General features: G+C 69.3%; 21 protein-coding genes. 13 read left to right on the top strand and 8 right to left on the bottom strand.

From position 1 onward, the window contains the following. Positions 1-22 precede the first annotated feature (22 nt). A complete protein-coding gene (locus ACFUCU_RS10860) occupies positions 23-1,327 on the bottom strand; it encodes a cation:proton antiporter (protein ID WP_377972562.1) in 1,305 nt (434 codons plus the stop codon). A 191-nt stretch (positions 1,328-1,518) separates the two neighbouring features. On the opposite strand from ACFUCU_RS10860, the gene ACFUCU_RS10855 reads away from it, so the two are divergent. Continuing rightward, positions 1,519-1,773: a hypothetical protein gene (locus ACFUCU_RS10855; protein ID WP_290256866.1), complete on the top strand. Its 255-nt coding sequence runs from the start codon at positions 1,519-1,521 to the stop codon at positions 1,771-1,773. An 87-nt stretch (positions 1,774-1,860) separates the two neighbouring features. Here ACFUCU_RS10855 and ACFUCU_RS10850 read toward each other — a convergent pair whose 3' ends face one another. The 4 genes from ACFUCU_RS10850 to ACFUCU_RS10835 form a co-directional block, all read right to left on the bottom strand. After that, complete coding sequence (locus ACFUCU_RS10850; RefSeq protein ID WP_290256867.1) at positions 1,861-2,097, bottom strand: hypothetical protein; 237 nt, start codon at positions 2,095-2,097, stop codon at positions 1,861-1,863. Between the two features lie 190 nt (positions 2,098-2,287). Next, complete coding sequence (gene hutH, locus ACFUCU_RS10845) at positions 2,288-3,880, bottom strand: histidine ammonia-lyase (protein WP_377972560.1); 1,593 nt, start codon at positions 3,878-3,880, stop codon at positions 2,288-2,290. A gap of 9 nt (positions 3,881-3,889) precedes the next feature. Beyond that, the gene (hutU, locus tag ACFUCU_RS10840; RefSeq protein WP_377972558.1) at positions 3,890-5,617 is read right to left on the bottom strand and encodes a urocanate hydratase; all 1,728 of its coding nucleotides are present in this window, start codon (positions 5,615-5,617) and stop codon (positions 3,890-3,892) included. A 161-nt stretch (positions 5,618-5,778) separates the two neighbouring features. After that, positions 5,779-6,603: an IclR family transcriptional regulator gene (locus ACFUCU_RS10835; RefSeq protein ID WP_290256870.1), complete on the bottom strand. Its 825-nt coding sequence runs from the start codon at positions 6,601-6,603 to the stop codon at positions 5,779-5,781. A gap of 270 nt (positions 6,604-6,873) precedes the next feature. Between ACFUCU_RS10835 and ACFUCU_RS10830 the strand changes: the two genes are divergently transcribed. From ACFUCU_RS10830 to ACFUCU_RS10815, 4 genes are read left to right on the top strand one after another with little or no spacing between them, the layout of a single operon-like run. Further along, positions 6,874-7,167, top strand: a complete 294-nt coding sequence (locus tag ACFUCU_RS10830; RefSeq protein ID WP_290256871.1) for a hypothetical protein — start codon at positions 6,874-6,876, stop codon at positions 7,165-7,167. 43 nt (positions 7,168-7,210) lie between these two features. Beyond that, a complete protein-coding gene (locus tag ACFUCU_RS10825) occupies positions 7,211-7,402 on the top strand; it encodes a helix-turn-helix domain-containing protein (protein ID WP_290256872.1) in 192 nt (63 codons plus the stop codon). 56 nt (positions 7,403-7,458) lie between these two features. After that, the gene (locus ACFUCU_RS10820) at positions 7,459-8,037 is read left to right on the top strand and encodes a hypothetical protein (protein ID WP_377972555.1); all 579 of its coding nucleotides are present in this window, start codon (positions 7,459-7,461) and stop codon (positions 8,035-8,037) included. Between the two features lie 51 nt (positions 8,038-8,088). Next, a complete protein-coding gene (locus ACFUCU_RS10815) occupies positions 8,089-8,679 on the top strand; it encodes a DinB family protein (protein WP_290256874.1) in 591 nt (196 codons plus the stop codon). On the opposite strand, the gene ACFUCU_RS10810 is transcribed toward ACFUCU_RS10815, so the two are convergent. Continuing rightward, positions 8,676-9,128 (bottom strand): hypothetical protein, encoded by a 453-nt coding sequence (locus ACFUCU_RS10810; protein WP_377972553.1) that lies wholly within the window; start codon positions 9,126-9,128, stop codon positions 8,676-8,678. The two genes, ACFUCU_RS10815 and ACFUCU_RS10810, sit on opposite strands and share 4 nt — an antisense overlap. Positions 9,129-9,299: 171 nt before the next feature. On the opposite strand from ACFUCU_RS10810, the gene ACFUCU_RS10805 reads away from it, so the two are divergent. Both ACFUCU_RS10805 and ACFUCU_RS10800 read left to right on the top strand, forming a co-directional pair. After that, on the top strand, positions 9,300-9,935 hold the full coding sequence (locus ACFUCU_RS10805; RefSeq protein WP_377972552.1) for a hypothetical protein: 636 nt from the start codon (positions 9,300-9,302) through the stop codon (positions 9,933-9,935). Beyond that, positions 9,932-10,075: a hypothetical protein gene (locus ACFUCU_RS10800; RefSeq protein WP_290256877.1), complete on the top strand. Its 144-nt coding sequence runs from the start codon at positions 9,932-9,934 to the stop codon at positions 10,073-10,075. Before ACFUCU_RS10805 ends, ACFUCU_RS10800 begins: the two co-directional genes overlap by 4 nt. Here ACFUCU_RS10800 and trxA read toward each other — a convergent pair. Then, entirely contained in the window at positions 10,072-10,437 is a 366-nt protein-coding gene (gene trxA, locus ACFUCU_RS10795; protein WP_377972550.1) for a thioredoxin, read from the bottom strand. The genes ACFUCU_RS10800 and trxA overlap by 4 nt on opposite strands. Positions 10,438-10,571: 134 nt before the next feature. Here trxA and ACFUCU_RS10790 point away from each other — a divergent pair, with 134 nt between their 5' ends. From ACFUCU_RS10790 to ACFUCU_RS10765, 6 genes are all read left to right on the top strand, one after another. After that, positions 10,572-10,883, top strand: a complete 312-nt coding sequence (locus ACFUCU_RS10790) for a rhodanese-like domain-containing protein (protein WP_377972549.1) — start codon at positions 10,572-10,574, stop codon at positions 10,881-10,883. Positions 10,884-10,885: 2 nt separating this feature from the next. After that, entirely contained in the window at positions 10,886-11,233 is a 348-nt protein-coding gene (locus ACFUCU_RS10785) for a metal-sensitive transcriptional regulator (protein ID WP_377972547.1), read from the top strand. Between the two features lie 83 nt (positions 11,234-11,316). Further along, positions 11,317-11,619, top strand: a complete 303-nt coding sequence (locus tag ACFUCU_RS10780; RefSeq protein WP_377972545.1) for a rhodanese-like domain-containing protein — start codon at positions 11,317-11,319, stop codon at positions 11,617-11,619. A gap of 181 nt (positions 11,620-11,800) precedes the next feature. Further along, a complete protein-coding gene (locus ACFUCU_RS10775; RefSeq protein ID WP_377972544.1) occupies positions 11,801-12,409 on the top strand; it encodes a rhodanese-like domain-containing protein in 609 nt (202 codons plus the stop codon). Then, on the top strand, positions 12,406-13,167 hold the full coding sequence (locus ACFUCU_RS10770) for a sulfite exporter TauE/SafE family protein (protein WP_377972542.1): 762 nt from the start codon (positions 12,406-12,408) through the stop codon (positions 13,165-13,167). Before ACFUCU_RS10775 ends, ACFUCU_RS10770 begins: the two co-directional genes overlap by 4 nt. 146 nt (positions 13,168-13,313) lie before the next feature. Beyond that, the gene (locus tag ACFUCU_RS10765) at positions 13,314-13,697 is read left to right on the top strand and encodes an STAS/SEC14 domain-containing protein (RefSeq protein ID WP_377972540.1); all 384 of its coding nucleotides are present in this window, start codon (positions 13,314-13,316) and stop codon (positions 13,695-13,697) included. A 40-nt stretch (positions 13,698-13,737) separates the two neighbouring features. Here ACFUCU_RS10765 and ACFUCU_RS10760 read toward each other — a convergent pair whose 3' ends face one another. Continuing rightward, positions 13,738-13,944 (bottom strand): DUF4177 domain-containing protein, encoded by a 207-nt coding sequence (locus ACFUCU_RS10760; RefSeq protein ID WP_290256885.1) that lies wholly within the window; start codon positions 13,942-13,944, stop codon positions 13,738-13,740. Positions 13,945-14,070 lie beyond the last annotated feature (126 nt).

Below are 14,070 nucleotides of genomic sequence, written 5' to 3'. Positions count from 1 at the left end.
CTGCCAAGGTCCCCAGACTTACCTAGATGGGGGTGTGCGGGGCGCGGTCCTCATCGCCGTGGACCTCGATCGCGCGGCGCTCGCGCAGCCGGTCCAGCCGGTTCATCACCGGGGCCGTGGTGGCCCCGTGCAACACGATCGACATCGCCACTACCAGGCCGACGAAGGCCCAGAGCTGCTGGGCCTGGGCGGCGAAGTTTCCGTGTGCCACGGCGAATGCCAGGTAGTAGAGCGAGCCGATGCCGCGGATGCCGAAGAAGGAGATGGCGATCCGTTCCCGCGGGCCGGTCTTGCCCCGAGCCAGCCCGAGCCACCCCGCCAGCGGCCGCACGATCAACAGGAACGCCAGCGCCACCAGCACCTCGGTCCAGCCGATTCCGGCCAGCAGGCCGCGGGCGATCGCGCCGCCCAGGAGGACCAGGATCACCACTGTCAGCAGCCGCTCAAGCTGTTCGACGTAGGAGTGCATGACCCGGTGGAAGCCGTGGGTGCGCTCCGCCGCGCGGATGGTGAGGGCGCAGACGAAGACCGCCACGAACCCGTAGCCATCCAGCAGCTGGGTGACGCCGTAGGCCAGGAAGGTGGCCGCGAGGGCCACGAAGCCCTCCGAGTGGTTGGAGAGCCGGATGGTCTCGTGCCGGGCGGTGAAGAAGAGCCGGCCCAGCAGCTTGCCCGTGCCGAAGCCGAGCAGGACGCCGATGACGATCCGCCACAGCAGGTCCACGGCCAGGAAGTGGCCCAACCAGGCCGAGGGTGCGGCGCCGACGAAGCTGATGGCGATGGCCAGGTACACGAACGGGAAGGCCAGACCGTCGTTGAGCCCCGCCTCGGAGGTCAGCCCGAACCGAATTTCGTCCTCGCGTTCGGTCTCCTCATCCTCGTCCGCCGGCTCCCCCACCTGGACTTCGGAGGCCAGCACGGGGTCCGTGGGGGCGAGGGCCGCGGCCACCAGGAGTGCCGCACCCAGTCCCAGGCCCAGGAACCAGAGCCCCAGCAGGGTCAGGCCCACAATGCACAGCGGCATGGCCAGGCCCAGCATCCGCCAGGTGGTGGACCACGCCTTCCGGCCGACGGGACGGTCCAGCGCCAGGCCCGCGCCCATCAGCGAGATGATGACGCAGACCTCGGTGAGGTGGGCGACGAAGTCCCCGTGCTGCAACGGGTCAGGGTCCGGCAGCGAGGGGATGAGCGTGAAGGCCAGCATGCCGCCGCCGAGGAAGACCATCGGCATGGACAGGGGTGCGTTGCGCAGGAGCTTCGGCAGGATGGCGGCCACGAAGACGGCGATCCCGGCCGCGGTAAAAACGATGCTGGGAGCTTCAAACATGCGCATGCCCTCCTGTGGAAACCGGATTGCGGGCCCGGGCCGGGGGTCCGGGCGCGGCCCCCGCAGGGGAGCGTGCCGTTGCCTCAATCGTGTACCGCTTCTTGCACCCTACCGGCTCCGGACAGGCCCATCGTGCCCCGCAGACTAGAATAGAGGGCGGCCAAACGGCCTGATTCAACGAAAGACCAGTAATGAACACACACACCATGCGGGCCGTCGGCCCCGATGCCACGTCCATCAGCCTCTCGTTTGACAGTGCGCGCGAAGTCCACAGCGGCCTCGAAAACGCCGTCAACACCCTGATCGCCTCGGCGTCCGTCGAACGACGCTGCGGCATCCGGGTCACCCGGCACCAGCCGGGCGCCTACACCGTGTCCCTCGATGACACCGTGCCCTTCGGCGAGACCCACGAGAGCCACGAGAGCCGCGAGGCCATCGCCGCGTAGCGGACTCCTGGACATGCGGAAGGCCGGTGAGGAACCTCCTCACCGGCCTTCCGCATGTCCGGGTCCGGGCAGTCTGCGTGTGCTGCGCTAGCTGCGCCGGACCTGGACGCCGTCGGACTTCAGGAACAGCTGCGCCTCGCCGGGCGCCGCCGGCACCAGCCAGAGGACGTTCCCGCTGTCCGAGACTTCTTCCACGGACCCGGCCGCGATCAGCTGGGCGTGCTTAAGGATGTCCACCCGGTCCCCCGCCGTGAGGCTCCGCCAGTCCGAGACCGTGGCCGCGAATGCCGAGCGCCTGGACAGGACCGTCCCGCGTGCTTTCATGAACGTCTACCCCTTTGTAGATCTTGTCGCTGTGTGAATCTGTGGTGTGAATCCATGCTCTGAATCCACTGCGCGCACCGGTGTGGCGCCGGTCATAGTTTTACTACATTCCGCCCCGCCTCGGCGGACCGGGCGCCGAACATTTCGGGGGGTCCCCGAAACGCCCGGCGTCCCTGCATTTTCTGCGCCGTCAGACCAGATTTCCGACGGCGGATTCGGCGGCGTCACGGACGGCGCCGGAGCCCACCAGCCGGTCCGCGGCCTCCAGTTCCGGCGAGAGGAACCGGTCCGTTCCCGGCCCCTCCACCACGCCGCGGAGGGCGGCGATCACGGCGGAGCCCGCCGGCCCCGGTTCGAGGGTGCCGTCGGAGAGCTGGGTTCGGATGTCCAGGGCCCGGGCGGAGGTGACCAGTTCGATCGCGAGCACCCGGCGCAGGTTCTCCACCGCGCGCCGCAGCTTGCGCGCGGCATGCCAGCCCATGGACACGTGGTCCTCCTGCATGGCCGAGCTCGGAATCGAGTCCACCGACGCCGGGACGGCCAGCCGCTTGTTGTCCGAGACCAGCCCGGCCTGGGTGTACTGGGCGATCATCAGGCCCGAATCCACGCCGGGGTCGGAGGCCAGGAACGCGGGCAGCCCGTGCGAGCGGGCCGGGTCCAGCATCCGGTCCGTGCGGCGCTCGGCGATGGAGCTCAGGTCCGCGACCGCGATCGCCAGGTAGTCCAAGACGTAGGCCACCGGCGCGCCGTGGAAGTTGCCGTTGGAGCTGACCCGGCCGTCCGGGAGCACCACAGGGTTGTCGATGGCGGCGGCCAGCTCCCGGGACGCCACCAGGGCGGCGTGGTCCACGGTGTCACGGACGGCGCCTGCCACCTGGGGTGCGCAGCGCAGGGAGTACGCGTCCTGGACCTTGGTGTCGTTGACCCGGTGCGAGGCCACGATCGGGGAGTTCGAGAGGACCCTCAGCATGTTGTCAGCGGAGGCTGCCTGCCCGGGATGCGGCCGGAGCGCGGCGTGCAGCTCGGGCAGGAACACCTGGTCCGTGCCGAGCAGCGCCTCGACGCTGAGCGCGGCGGTGATATCCGCCGTCGTCAGCAGCAGCCGCAGGTCCGCGATGGCCATCAGCAGCATGCCCAGCATGCCCTCGGTGCCGTTGACCAGGGCCAGGCCTTCCTTCTCGGCCAAGGTGACGGGTTCGATGCCGTGGGCGGCCAGCAACTCGGCGACCGGGGCCTCGCCGCGTCCGCCGTAGAGGGTGCCGTCGGGGCCGGTGGCCTCGCCCTCGCCCATCAGCACCAGGGCCACGTGGGACAGCGGCGCGAGGTCGCCGGAGCAGCCGAGCGAGCCGAACTCGCGGACCACGGGGGTGATGCCGGCGTTCAGGACATCCACCATGGTCTGCAGCACCACGGGCCGGACCCCGGTGCGGCCGGAGGCGAGGGTCTTGGCGCGCAGGAACATGATGCCGCGAACCACCTCGCGCTCCACGGCCGGGCCCATGCCGGCGGCGTGGCTGCGGATCAGCGATTTCTGCAGCTGGGTGCGCAGTTCGGCGGGGATGTGCCGGTTGGCCAGGGCGCCGAAGCCGGTGGAGATGCCGTACGCCGGGACCTCGCTGTTGGCCAGCCCATCGATGTGGGCGCGGACCTTCTCGACGGCGTCGAGCGCATCCTCGGCGATGGTCACCCGGGCGTCGTGGCGGGCGACGGCGACGACGTCCTCGGGCGTGACGCCGCTGGCGCCGAGGGTGACAGTGAGCGGCGAGTGGGCGGTAAGGGTCATCGGATGTACCTACTTCGTTGCTTCTGCGGAGTCTGCGGAGTCTGCGGACTCCTGCATGGGGATGCGGACGCCGCGTTCTCTGGCGACCTCGACGGCGCGGTCGTAGCCGGCGTCGGCGTGGCGGATGACGCCCATGCCGGGGTCGTTGGTCAGGAGGCGCTCGAGCTTCTGTGCGGCGAGGTCGGTGCCGTCGGCGACGGAGACCTGGCCGGCGTGGATCGAGCGGCCGATGCCGACGCCGCCGCCGTGGTGCAGGGAGACCCAGGTGGCACCGGAGGCGGTGTTGAGCAGGGCGTTCAGCAACGGCCAGTCGGCGATCGCGTCCGAGCCGTCGGCCATGGCCTCCGTTTCGCGGTACGGGGACGCGACGGAGCCGGAATCGAGGTGGTCGCGGCCGATCACGATGGGGGCCTTGACCTTGCCCTCCTTGACCAACTGGTTGAAGAGCAGGCCGGCTTTGGCACGTTCGCCGTAACCGAGCCAGCAGATGCGGGCGGGCAGGCCCTCGAATTCCACCCGTTCCTGGGCGGCGTCGATCCAGCGGTGCAGGTGCTTGTTCTCGGGGAACAGTTCCTTGATGGCCTCGTCCGTGACGCGGATGTCCTCGGGGTCGCCGGAGAGCGCCACCCAGCGGAACGGGCCCAGGCCCTCGCAGAACAGCGGCCGGATGTAGGCCGGCACGAAGCCGGGGAACTCGAAGGCCCGGGCGTAGCCGCCCTTGCGGGCCTCGTCACGGATGGAGTTGCCGTAGTCGAAGACCTCGGCGCCGGCGTCCTGGAATTCGACCATGGCCTGGACGTGGCGGGCCATGGAGGCCTGGGCCTTCTTGGTGAAGCCCTCCGGGTCCGCCTCCGCCTCGCGGTGCCATTCCCCGACCGTGATCCCCTCGGGCAGGTAGCTCAGGGGGTCGTGCGCGGAGGTCTGGTCCGTGACGATGTCCACGGTGAGTTCGCCGGCGTTGTGGCGGCGGAGGATCTCCGGGAACACCTCGGCGGCGTTGCCGACGTACCCGACGGACCAGCCGCGGCGCTCCTCCTTGGCCTTCAGGACCTTGGCGATCGCGGCGTCGAGGTCGGTTTCGACCTCGTCGAGGTAGCGCTTGCCGGCACGGCGGCGGAGCCGGGATTCGTCGACGTCGACGATCAGGCAGGCGCCGTCGTTGAGGGTGACGGCGAGCGGCTGCGCGCCACCCATGCCGCCGCAGCCGCCGGTGAGGGTCAGGGTGCCTGCGAGGGTGCCGTTTGCGTCCCCGGTGAGCTTGCGGGCAATCGCGGCGAAGGTCTCGAAGGTGCCCTGCAGGATGCCTTGGGTACCGATGTAGATCCAGGACCCGGCGGTCATCTGGCCGTACATCATCAGCCCCTCGGCCTCGAGCCGGCGGAATTCAGGCCAGGTCGCCCAATCGCCGACGAGGTTGGAGTTGGCCAACAGCACGCGCGGGGCCCACTCGTTGGTGCGGAAAACGCCCACCGGCTTGCCGGACTGGACCAGCAGGGTCTCATCCTTTTCGAGGGTTTCCAGGGTGCGGGTGATGGCGTCGAACGCGGCCCAGGACCGGACGGCCCGGCCGGTGCCGCCGTAGACCACCAGATCGTCCGGGCGTTCGGCCACCTCGGGGTCCAGGTTGTTCATCAGCATGCGCAGCGGGGCCTCGGTCTGCCAGCTTTTGGCGGTGAGCTCGGTGCCGCGGGCTGCCTTGACCGGGCGGGCACCGGTGGTGAAATCGGCGGGTGCCATGAGGGGCTCCTTCGTGGTGTGGGGTGGTTCCGGGGAGAGGTTCTATATCTACTAAAGCCTGCCGGTGGCGCCGGTCACAGGGCTTTGACGGGGGTGCTGTCCGGAATACCAGACCTAACCAACTCGCAGCTAAAGCCTTTTTCAGGGCCCACAACGGCCCGCTAGTGAGTCGGGCTGGGGCGGCCGTAGATCCGGACCGAGAGATCGTCGGCGGCCTTCTTGACCCGCGCGGCCAGTGCCGGCCATTGCTCGGCCGGCAGCTTGTCCTCGAGGAAGGTCACGGCAACGGCGGCCGTCGGCCAGCCTGCGTGGTCCGTGACGGCGGCGGCGATTGAGCCGAAGCCGGGGGTGACCTCGCCGTGTTCGGTGGCGTAGCCGCGCTGCCGGACTTGGTCCAGGTGCGAGGAGAGGGCCGAGTACTTGGTGATAGCGGTTTCACTCTCGTGCCGGACGCTGAACGCGGCGGCATTCGGGTAAAGGGCCCGGACCTGGGACTTCGGCAGGGCGGCCAGGATGGCGCGGCCGCTGGCGGTGAGGTGGCTGGGAAGCCGGACGCCGACGTCGGTCACCAGGGAGGGGCGGTTTTTGGCGCGCTCCTCCACGATGTAGAGGACGTCGCGGCCGTGCAGGACGGCCAGGTGGGCGCTTTCGCCGATCTTGTCCACCAGGGCGGCAAGCATGGGGCGGCCCAGACGGGATAGCGGCTCCTGCCTGGAATAGGCAGAGCTGAGCTCGAAGGCGCTGATGCCCAGTCCGTAGCGGCGTTCCTCGTGCAGGTGCAGCACGAAGCCGTTGGCCTCCATGACCCCCAGGAGGTGGTAGACGCTGGAGCGCGGCAGGTCCAGCGCTGTGGCGATGTTCGACGCCGCCATCGGCCCGCGCTTGGAGGCCAGCAGTTTGAGGATCCGCAGGGTGTTTTCGGCGGCGGGAACCTTGGAGGCAGCCCTGGCGGCGGGCGTGGCGGGGGCGTGCGGTGCAGTTGTCATGTCCGTCCTTCGGCAGGGGGTGTCCGGTATCCCGTACTTAAGAATGCATCGGCAGAAGTCCGGCGGCGGACCCCATGATTCTCAAGTGTCTGTAATCCCAGATAAGACCTCCACCGGAACCACGGCCGCCGCCGTCCCCCGGCGGGCGCTCCGCCGTCGGCGGCAAGCAAGTAGTCCGTGAGAAAGATGGGGTACCTGTTACTCGTGTGAAGGGTGGGTGCGGGTGCCTACCGTGGGGAGACGTTTCGATCCGCCGGAAGGAGCACTCCGATGGGCGTTCACGCCGCCAGCCACCTCCAGTCCGCTCCCCCTGAACCGCGCGGCGGGGCAGCCCCCGCCGCAGCCCGGGGACAACGCCGTCTCCGTGCCGTGATCAGCCGCCTGGGCACGCCCCGGGTCCGCTTCCGCGTGGGCCAGGTGGTGGTCGGGGATGACCCCTTCAACGGCCGCCGCGAGGGACGGGTGACGGTCATCCGGCCACCCTATGTGGGGGTCAGGGTCCCCGGCACGCCGGCAGGAACGCTCGTGTTCTTCGACCACCGCACCGTCCGCCTGCCCGACTGAGTACCGCATATTCCGTTCCCGCGTCCCAGAAGGAGTCTGTTCCATGCTTCCAGCCGACCGCCCCGCCTACCTGACCATCGCCGAGGTCGCCGACATCATGCGCGTGTCCCGGATGACCGTGTACCGCCTGGTCAAGTCGCACGCCCTGGCCGCCGTCCGGTTCGGCCGCTCCTACCGCATCTCCCAGGCTGCGGTGGAGGGGTACATCCGTCAGTCCGCCACCGGCGCGGTGTGAGCCGAGCCGCCGCGTTCCGCATTCTTTGTGGTTCGCTGACGCTGGGCCTTGGCCTTGTGAGCGTCATCTCGGGGCTCAGCATTGTGGGCGGCCTGTCCGGACGGGACGTGCTCACCATACTGGGAATGTCCGCCTGGGGGCTGGGCTTGGCCGGCGCCGGGCTGTGGCTGATCAGGGGCCGCTCCAAGGGCAAGGCCCTGGTGTTCGTCAGGGACCGCAGGCGCCTCATCATCGTCGGGGCTTTGTTTGCCCTGGTGGTCGGGCTCCTTGCGTACCTCATGGTGTCCGTCGACGACCGAGGGACCGTCACCGGCCAAATGATGTTGCAGACGATGTTCGCCAACCTGTTCGCATCGATCCCCTTCCTGCTCTTCGACCGGGAGGACTACAAGGAGCGGGACGCCCCCGTCCCGCTAAGGGCCGCCCAGCGGAAACGGGCCAGGACGCGCGTCATTCTGATAGCCGGGGGTGGGGCGGCCTTGGTCGCAGGCCGGATTTTCTTCGACCAGCAGTTGGACCGCTGGTGGGAGGGATTCCTTACGAACGCCGGAATGGCATTTATAGGTGCAGCCGTAGCCCTCGGATACCGCCTCAGGAAGGCACCGCGGCTGGATCCGGACCAGGAGACCCGCTGAGGCGCGCCCGTTGACTTGCAATCACCCCGCATCGCGGACAGGATCGCGGTCATGAGCGATGGAGCGAAAGCGGACCTGTGCCGCTACCTGCAGGAGGGCCGTGACGCACTGGTCTGGAAGCTCGACGGTCTTTCCGACTACGACATCCGCCGGCCGCTCACGCCCACGGGCACGAATCTGCTGGGGCTGATCAAGCATTTAGCGGGGGTCGAGGCCGAGTACTTCGGTTCGGTGTTCGACCGGCCGTTCCCGGAAACACTGAGCTGGCTCGCACCCGACGCCGAGCCGAACGCTGACATGTGGGCCACTCCCGGGGAGACCCGCGAGGACATCATCGGACTGTATCGGCGCGTCTGGGCCCATGCCGACGAGACCATCGCCCGGCTTCCGCTCACGGCCGCCGGGTTCGTTCCGTGGTGGCGCGAAGCCAGCAATCCCGTCACCCTGGCCCGCATCCTGGTGCACGTGACGGCGGAGACGCACCGGCACGCCGGGCACGCCGATATCGTGCGGGAGTTGGCCGACGGCAGCGCCGGACACCGGGACGGTTACAGCAACCTGCCCGCAGAAGACCAGGCCTGGTGGGGCAACTACTACAACCGCCTCGAAGCCGTGGCGCGCGGCGAGGGCACCCAGGGCTAAAGAGCCAGCCCGCCCCGCGCGCGGATCAGTTCCACACCGGCGTCCGGATCTGCGCAGGAGACCAGGACCCAGGCACCGTTGGCCCGTATCCTCAGCGTCGGGCCGCCCACCAGATAGCCGGTGCCGCCGCCACGGAGGACCCTCAGGCCCATCCCTTCGCCCAGGCCGGTCTCCGGCCCGGGCGTGACGTCAACAATGTCAGCGTAGGCAACGGTGGTGGAGAAGAGCCCGGCGACTTTGAGGTGCACTCCGGTCCCGTCGCAGCGGATGCGGGCGGTCATTCTCCCCACGGAGACAAAAACCAACAGCATCGCCACACCCGCCCACGCCTGACCGGTGGACAGGGTCACGACGGCGGCCGCCAGCAGCCCGATCACGGCCAGCACCGCCCGATATCTGACCGGCATGCCGGTGCGCAGTTCATCGCCAGCAATTTCTTCCCGCCCCATCCCGGCAGTCTTCCGGCTGGGCTCACTTGCTGCAACTCCCGCAGGGCAGGTCCGCAGCCGCTACCACCGCCGCGGCTAGACTGGGCGGCCTAGGACGGATTGGGGGATCCGGGGCCCACCACGCCCAGCGCCCCTCGGCCTGTCACAGCCAGCGGACGCAAAGGACCACCCGTGACCTTTTTCCAGGACTATCCCATTCCAGCCATGCCCCCACGGCCGCGGATGCCCGAGTTCGTGCCGCCGCCGTGGTCGGGACCACCGCGCTACGAGTTGCCGGCCATCGTCCCGGTCAGCCGCTTCCTTCACCGCTCCGCCGGCCGAGTCGTCGCCGTCGAGTCTGCGAGCGCCTATTCCACCGGGTGCACAATGAAGCTGACCTGGACCATTCGCCGGACCGACGAGGACGACCAGAAATGGGCCACAATGAACGCCGGCTTCTTTAACCGGCCCGGCGCACCGGGCCCCTCCGTCTCCCGCGAGGATCTCTTCCTTTTCGGCGTCCAATTTCCGGACGGCACGGCAGCAAGCAGCTCGACCTTTGACCAGTACGCGGGGCCGCCGATGGGGCAGGAACCGGAGGGCCCGGTGTTCACGTTCAGGAGCGGAGGCGGCCACGGCGGCGACCACGACCTCTCCGGCACCGGAATACTATGGCTCTGGCCATTGCCGCCGGCGGGAGACCTGCGCCTCGTGACGCAGTGGACGGCGATGGGCATCGAAGAAAGTTCCATCACCCTGGACGGGGCCGCCCTGCGCGACGCGGCCGTGGACGCCCAGGCCTACTGGCCCGACGGGACGCCCGAGTGAACGGCCTGGTCCTGACCGTTACCTTCGCGGCGATCTTCTTCTACGTCCTCCACGGCGTGGTCCGCTCTGCGGTCCGCGACGGCATCCTCCAGGCCGAGGAGAAGCGGCAGGCCGAGGAGCAGAACCAGGAAACCCGCTAGGAGGCCTGCGCCTCGGCCATCTTTGCGCGGACGTCGTCCATGTCGAGTTCCTTGATGGCGGTGATGAGCTGCTCAAGGCCGCTGGCGTTCATCGCGCCGGGCTGGGAGAAGACGAGGATGCCCTCGCGGAACGCCATCAGGGTGGGGATGGAGGTGATCCGGGCCGCCGCGGAGAGGGCTGGCTCGGCCTCTGTGTCCACCTTGGCGAAAACGATGTCGGGGTGGGCTTCTGAGGCTTTGCCGAATGTCGGGGCGAACATGCGGCAGGGGCCACACCAGGCTGCCCAGAAGTCGACCAGCACGATGTCGTTGCCGGAGATGGTGGACTCAAAGGTCTGTTCGGTGATGTCAATGGTCGCCATGCGTCCAAATTATACCCCGGGGGGTATTTTGGCAAGCATCAACGGTGACTTGCTAAATACCCCTGGGGGTATCATCATGGAAGGAGATGAAGGCCACCGCGGCGGCCTCCGCCCCCCATGAAAGGACTGTGGACATGAAGAGCATTTCCGTGGACGACCTGGCTGCCTTGGGTTCCGGCGTCCCGATCATCGATGTCCGCGAGAAGGAAGAGTACGCCGAGGCCTTCGTGCCCGGCACCAGGAACGTCCCGCTCTCCCGCTTCCAGCAGTCCATGGGCGACATCCCCGCCGACCGGACCGTGTACATCCTGTGCGCGTCCGGTGGACGGAGCTCGCGGGCGACGGCGGCGCTTACGGAGGCCGGGTATGACGCGGTCAACGTCATGGGTGGCATCACCGAGTGGTACCGCAACGGCCACCCCGTGACCTACCAGGCCGGACGCTAGGCATGTCCGCCACCGCGGCCGCGCCGTCGCCCGGAGCATCCCAGCACCGGACCGTCAACCGGCTCAAGCGGGCGCGCGGGCAGCTGACCGCACTGATCGACGCGATCGAGTCCGGCACGGACTGCCGGGCCGCCGTCACGCAGCTGGCGGCCGTCCGCGGGGCCCTGGACAAGGCCGGCTTCGAACTCATCTCCAGCGCCATGCGCGACTGCCTCGCCCCGGCCGTGAAGACCGGGACGACGCCGCCAGCCGCGATGGCCGCCGACGTCGGCACGGGCGCCACCGGCCCCGCCGCCGCGGCGCCGCCGACGCTCGAGGAACTCCAGGCACTCTTTCTTCGCCTTACCTGAGCCGCGGCACGGGCTTTTGCACCCCCGCGCATCGCCAATTTCCCCTGACCCCGAATCCCCTGGCACCCCCGAAAGGCCACACCATGGACATCACCACCAACGAACTGAATGCCCAGATCAACAACGGCACTGATGCCCAGATCGTCGACGTCCGCGAAGCCGACGAGGTCGCCGCGGGCATGATCGCCGGCGCGCGGCACATCCCCCTGGGCGAACTGCGGTCCCGGGTTGCCGAGCTGGACAAGTCCCGCCCCGTGGTGGCCGTCTGCCGCAGCGGCCGGCGCAGCGCCGCCGCCGCCGACCAGCTCGCCGCCGCGGGCTTCACCGCCTACACGATGACCGGCGGCATGCTCGACTGGTCCGCGAACGGCCTGCCGGCCGCCTAATCCCCACAGACCGCCCGGGCGGCGCCGACCCCCAACTGCGCCGTCCGGGCTTCCACCTGCCACGCCACCTGTACCCGGCATGCCGGGCACAGGAGCCGGCAGGCGGACGACGTCGTCCCCGCCTCCGTGGGTGCGCCGTCGGCACCACCCCGCTCCACCCCTTGCTAGACCGAAAGAGATTATGACTTCCACGAACGTCCCCACCCCCGCCGCCACGGCTCCCAAGTCCATCGACGCGGCAACGCTGAAGGCCTGGGAAGACAACCACGATGACCTGATGGTGATCGACGTCCGCGGCGGCGCCGAATTCGACTCGATGCACATCAAGGGCTCCTACCACGTGCCGCTGCCCCTGCTGAGCGAACATGCAGAGGAGTTCGCCGCCAAGATGGGCACCCGCGTGGTGCTGGTTTGCCAGTCCGGCAACCGCGCGGAACAGGCCCGCAAGCACCTCGACGCCGTCGGCCTCGGCAGCGCCAGCGTCCTCACCGGCGGGGTTCCCGCCTACGCCGCCGCGGGCGGCAACGTCGTCAAGGGCAAGAACACCTGGGCCCTGGAACGCCAGGTCCGGATGACGGCCGGTTCACTGGTGCTCGCCGGCGTCGTCGGCAGCAAGCTCCTCTCCCCCAAGCTCGGCCTGCTGGCCGGCGGGATCGGCGCGGGCCTGACCTTCTCCGCGGCGACCAACAGTTGTGCCATGGGCCAGATGCTCTCCAAGATGCCGTGGAACCGCTCCGCCAACGAGCCCACTGCCCACCAGGCTCTGCAGAACCTGGGCGCCAAGTCATGATCATCACCGCGGCGGCCTTCGGCCTGATCGTCGGCGGCCTCCTCGGCCTGGTCGGCGGCGGAGGCTCCATCCTCGCCGTTCCCGCCCTGGTCTACGGCGTCGGGCTCCCGCTTTCCGCGGCGATCCCGACCTCGCTGGTCGTCGTCGGCGCCTCCTCGGCCGTCGCGGTGGTTCCCCGGCTCCGCAACGTGAACTGGCGCCTGGCCGTGATCATCGGCGCCGCCGGCACCGCCACCGCCTACCTCGGCGCCTACGTCAACCGGCTGCTGGACCAGAAGGTCCTGCTCCTGGCATTCGCCGCCATCGTGGTGATCGCGGGCGTCCGCATGATGATGCCCGCCAAGGCCGCCGGCGGGTCCTGCGCCCTTCCCGGCGGCGGGGTGCACTGGCGCAGCTGCCTGCCCAAGGCGATCGCCACCGGCGCCGTCGTGGGCTTCCTGACCGGCCTGCTGGGCGTGGGCGGCGGCTTCCTGATCGTCCCGGCCCTGACGCTGGTCCTCGGCCTGCCGATGGCGGCCACCGTGGGGACGTCGCTGGTGATCATCGTGATCAACTCCATCGCCGGCTTCGCCGCCCACCTGGGCGACCTGCACATCGACTGGGCCGTCACGGCCGCCTTCGCCGTGGCAGCCATGGCCGCGTCCCTGCTGGCCGGACGGCTCGGCACGAACATCCCGGACCGGATCCTCAAGCGCAGCTTCGGCATCCTGGTCCTGGCCGTCGCCGCCTACGTCACCGCCCAGGCCCTGCTCACCTAGCGGCGTCGTCGGCGCCCCCGGCATCATCGACATCACCGGCACAGCGCACCGCGAAAGCGCCGGAAGACAACCCGTCTTCCGGCGCTTTTTCGTGCCCCCGCGCTGATCGTGACCCGCCCGGGGTAAGTTGGGCGCAGGAGGCGTAAATGAACGAGATTCTGATCGCGGACGGGAAGGGCCGGCTGGGCCTTCGCGGGCAATACTTCCACCTGGTCTGGGCCCCGGAGTCCGACGTCGACGCCGACGACGCCCGCGCCTCCATCGAGGCGATGCGCAGCCTGAGCTCGGCCCCGCGGCCGCTGCTGCTGGAGATCGCCGGAGTGACCCTGAGCAACCCTGCCCGGGCCGCCTTCGCCCACGCCCAGGCCGCCTCCGCGGTGGCGATGATCGGCTCCAGCGTGGTGGACACCATCATGGGGGCGGCCCTCAGCCGTCACGACCACTGCCCGCACGCCTACTTCACCTCCGAGTCGGAAGCCCTGGCCTGGCTGGACAGCCTCGCCGCCCAGCCAGCCGGCAACGCCCACTGAGCCTGCCCCTCTACCGACCACTCGGCCGGCCGCCGGAAGGCTATCCCAGGCTCTCGAACACCAGCGTCGCCTGGATCCGGTCCCCGCCGGCGAGCCCCTTGCTGCCGCTGCTCGCAGTCGTGATGGTGTGCAGCCGGTAGCCCTTGGCGGCCTGGTCATTGATGGTCTTCTCGAGAGACGTCAGGTTTCCCGATCCGGTTCCCCACAGTTTTTCCTTGAGGATGACCTGCAAAACGACGTAGTGCATGACGGGCGCCTTCCGTAACGGGACAAGTGGCAGCAAGCCTACAAGCCCGGCCCGGCGCCTCCCGGGAAGACCACGGCGGGTTGTTTCCGGGCACGCAAAAAGGGCGGCGGCCCGGTTTTCCCCCTG

Origin of the sequence: Arthrobacter sp. NPDC057259 (assembly GCF_042668995.1) — a bacterium.
Taxonomy (GTDB): domain Bacteria; phylum Actinomycetota; class Actinomycetes; order Actinomycetales; family Micrococcaceae; genus Arthrobacter.
This window is presented reverse-complemented; position numbering and strand designations above follow the sequence as displayed.

Excerpts from the sequence above, each read along its gene's own strand:
- ACFUCU_RS10850 (WP_290256867.1), bottom strand. The coding sequence starts at position 2,097 with ATGAAAGCACGCGGGACGGTCCTGTCCAGGCGCTCGGCATTCGCGGCC.
- ACFUCU_RS10790 (WP_377972549.1), top strand. The coding sequence starts at position 10,572 with ATGAAGAGCATTTCCGTGGACGACCTGGCTGCCTTGGGTTCCGGCGTC.
- ACFUCU_RS10810 (WP_377972553.1), bottom strand. The coding sequence starts at position 9,128 with ATGGGGCGGGAAGAAATTGCTGGCGATGAACTGCGCACCGGCATGCCG.
- ACFUCU_RS10775 (WP_377972544.1), top strand. The coding sequence starts at position 11,801 with ATGACTTCCACGAACGTCCCCACCCCCGCCGCCACGGCTCCCAAGTCC.
- ACFUCU_RS10855 (WP_290256866.1), top strand. The coding sequence starts at position 1,519 with ATGAACACACACACCATGCGGGCCGTCGGCCCCGATGCCACGTCCATC.
- ACFUCU_RS10770 (WP_377972542.1), top strand. The coding sequence starts at position 12,406 with ATGATCATCACCGCGGCGGCCTTCGGCCTGATCGTCGGCGGCCTCCTC.
- hutH (WP_377972560.1), bottom strand. The coding sequence starts at position 3,880 with ATGACCCTTACCGCCCACTCGCCGCTCACTGTCACCCTCGGCGCCAGC.
- trxA (WP_377972550.1), bottom strand. The coding sequence starts at position 10,437 with ATGGCGACCATTGACATCACCGAACAGACCTTTGAGTCCACCATCTCC.
- ACFUCU_RS10815 (WP_290256874.1), top strand. The coding sequence starts at position 8,089 with ATGAGCGATGGAGCGAAAGCGGACCTGTGCCGCTACCTGCAGGAGGGC.
- ACFUCU_RS10830 (WP_290256871.1), top strand. The coding sequence starts at position 6,874 with ATGGGCGTTCACGCCGCCAGCCACCTCCAGTCCGCTCCCCCTGAACCG.
- ACFUCU_RS10760 (WP_290256885.1), bottom strand. The coding sequence starts at position 13,944 with ATGCACTACGTCGTTTTGCAGGTCATCCTCAAGGAAAAACTGTGGGGA.
- hutU (WP_377972558.1), bottom strand. The coding sequence starts at position 5,617 with ATGGCACCCGCCGATTTCACCACCGGTGCCCGCCCGGTCAAGGCAGCC.
- ACFUCU_RS10860 (WP_377972562.1), bottom strand. The coding sequence starts at position 1,327 with ATGTTTGAAGCTCCCAGCATCGTTTTTACCGCGGCCGGGATCGCCGTC.
- ACFUCU_RS10825 (WP_290256872.1), top strand. The coding sequence starts at position 7,211 with ATGCTTCCAGCCGACCGCCCCGCCTACCTGACCATCGCCGAGGTCGCC.
- ACFUCU_RS10780 (WP_377972545.1), top strand. The coding sequence starts at position 11,317 with ATGGACATCACCACCAACGAACTGAATGCCCAGATCAACAACGGCACT.
- ACFUCU_RS10835 (WP_290256870.1), bottom strand. The coding sequence starts at position 6,603 with ATGACAACTGCACCGCACGCCCCCGCCACGCCCGCCGCCAGGGCTGCC.
- ACFUCU_RS10785 (WP_377972547.1), top strand. The coding sequence starts at position 10,886 with ATGTCCGCCACCGCGGCCGCGCCGTCGCCCGGAGCATCCCAGCACCGG.
- ACFUCU_RS10765 (WP_377972540.1), top strand. The coding sequence starts at position 13,314 with ATGAACGAGATTCTGATCGCGGACGGGAAGGGCCGGCTGGGCCTTCGC.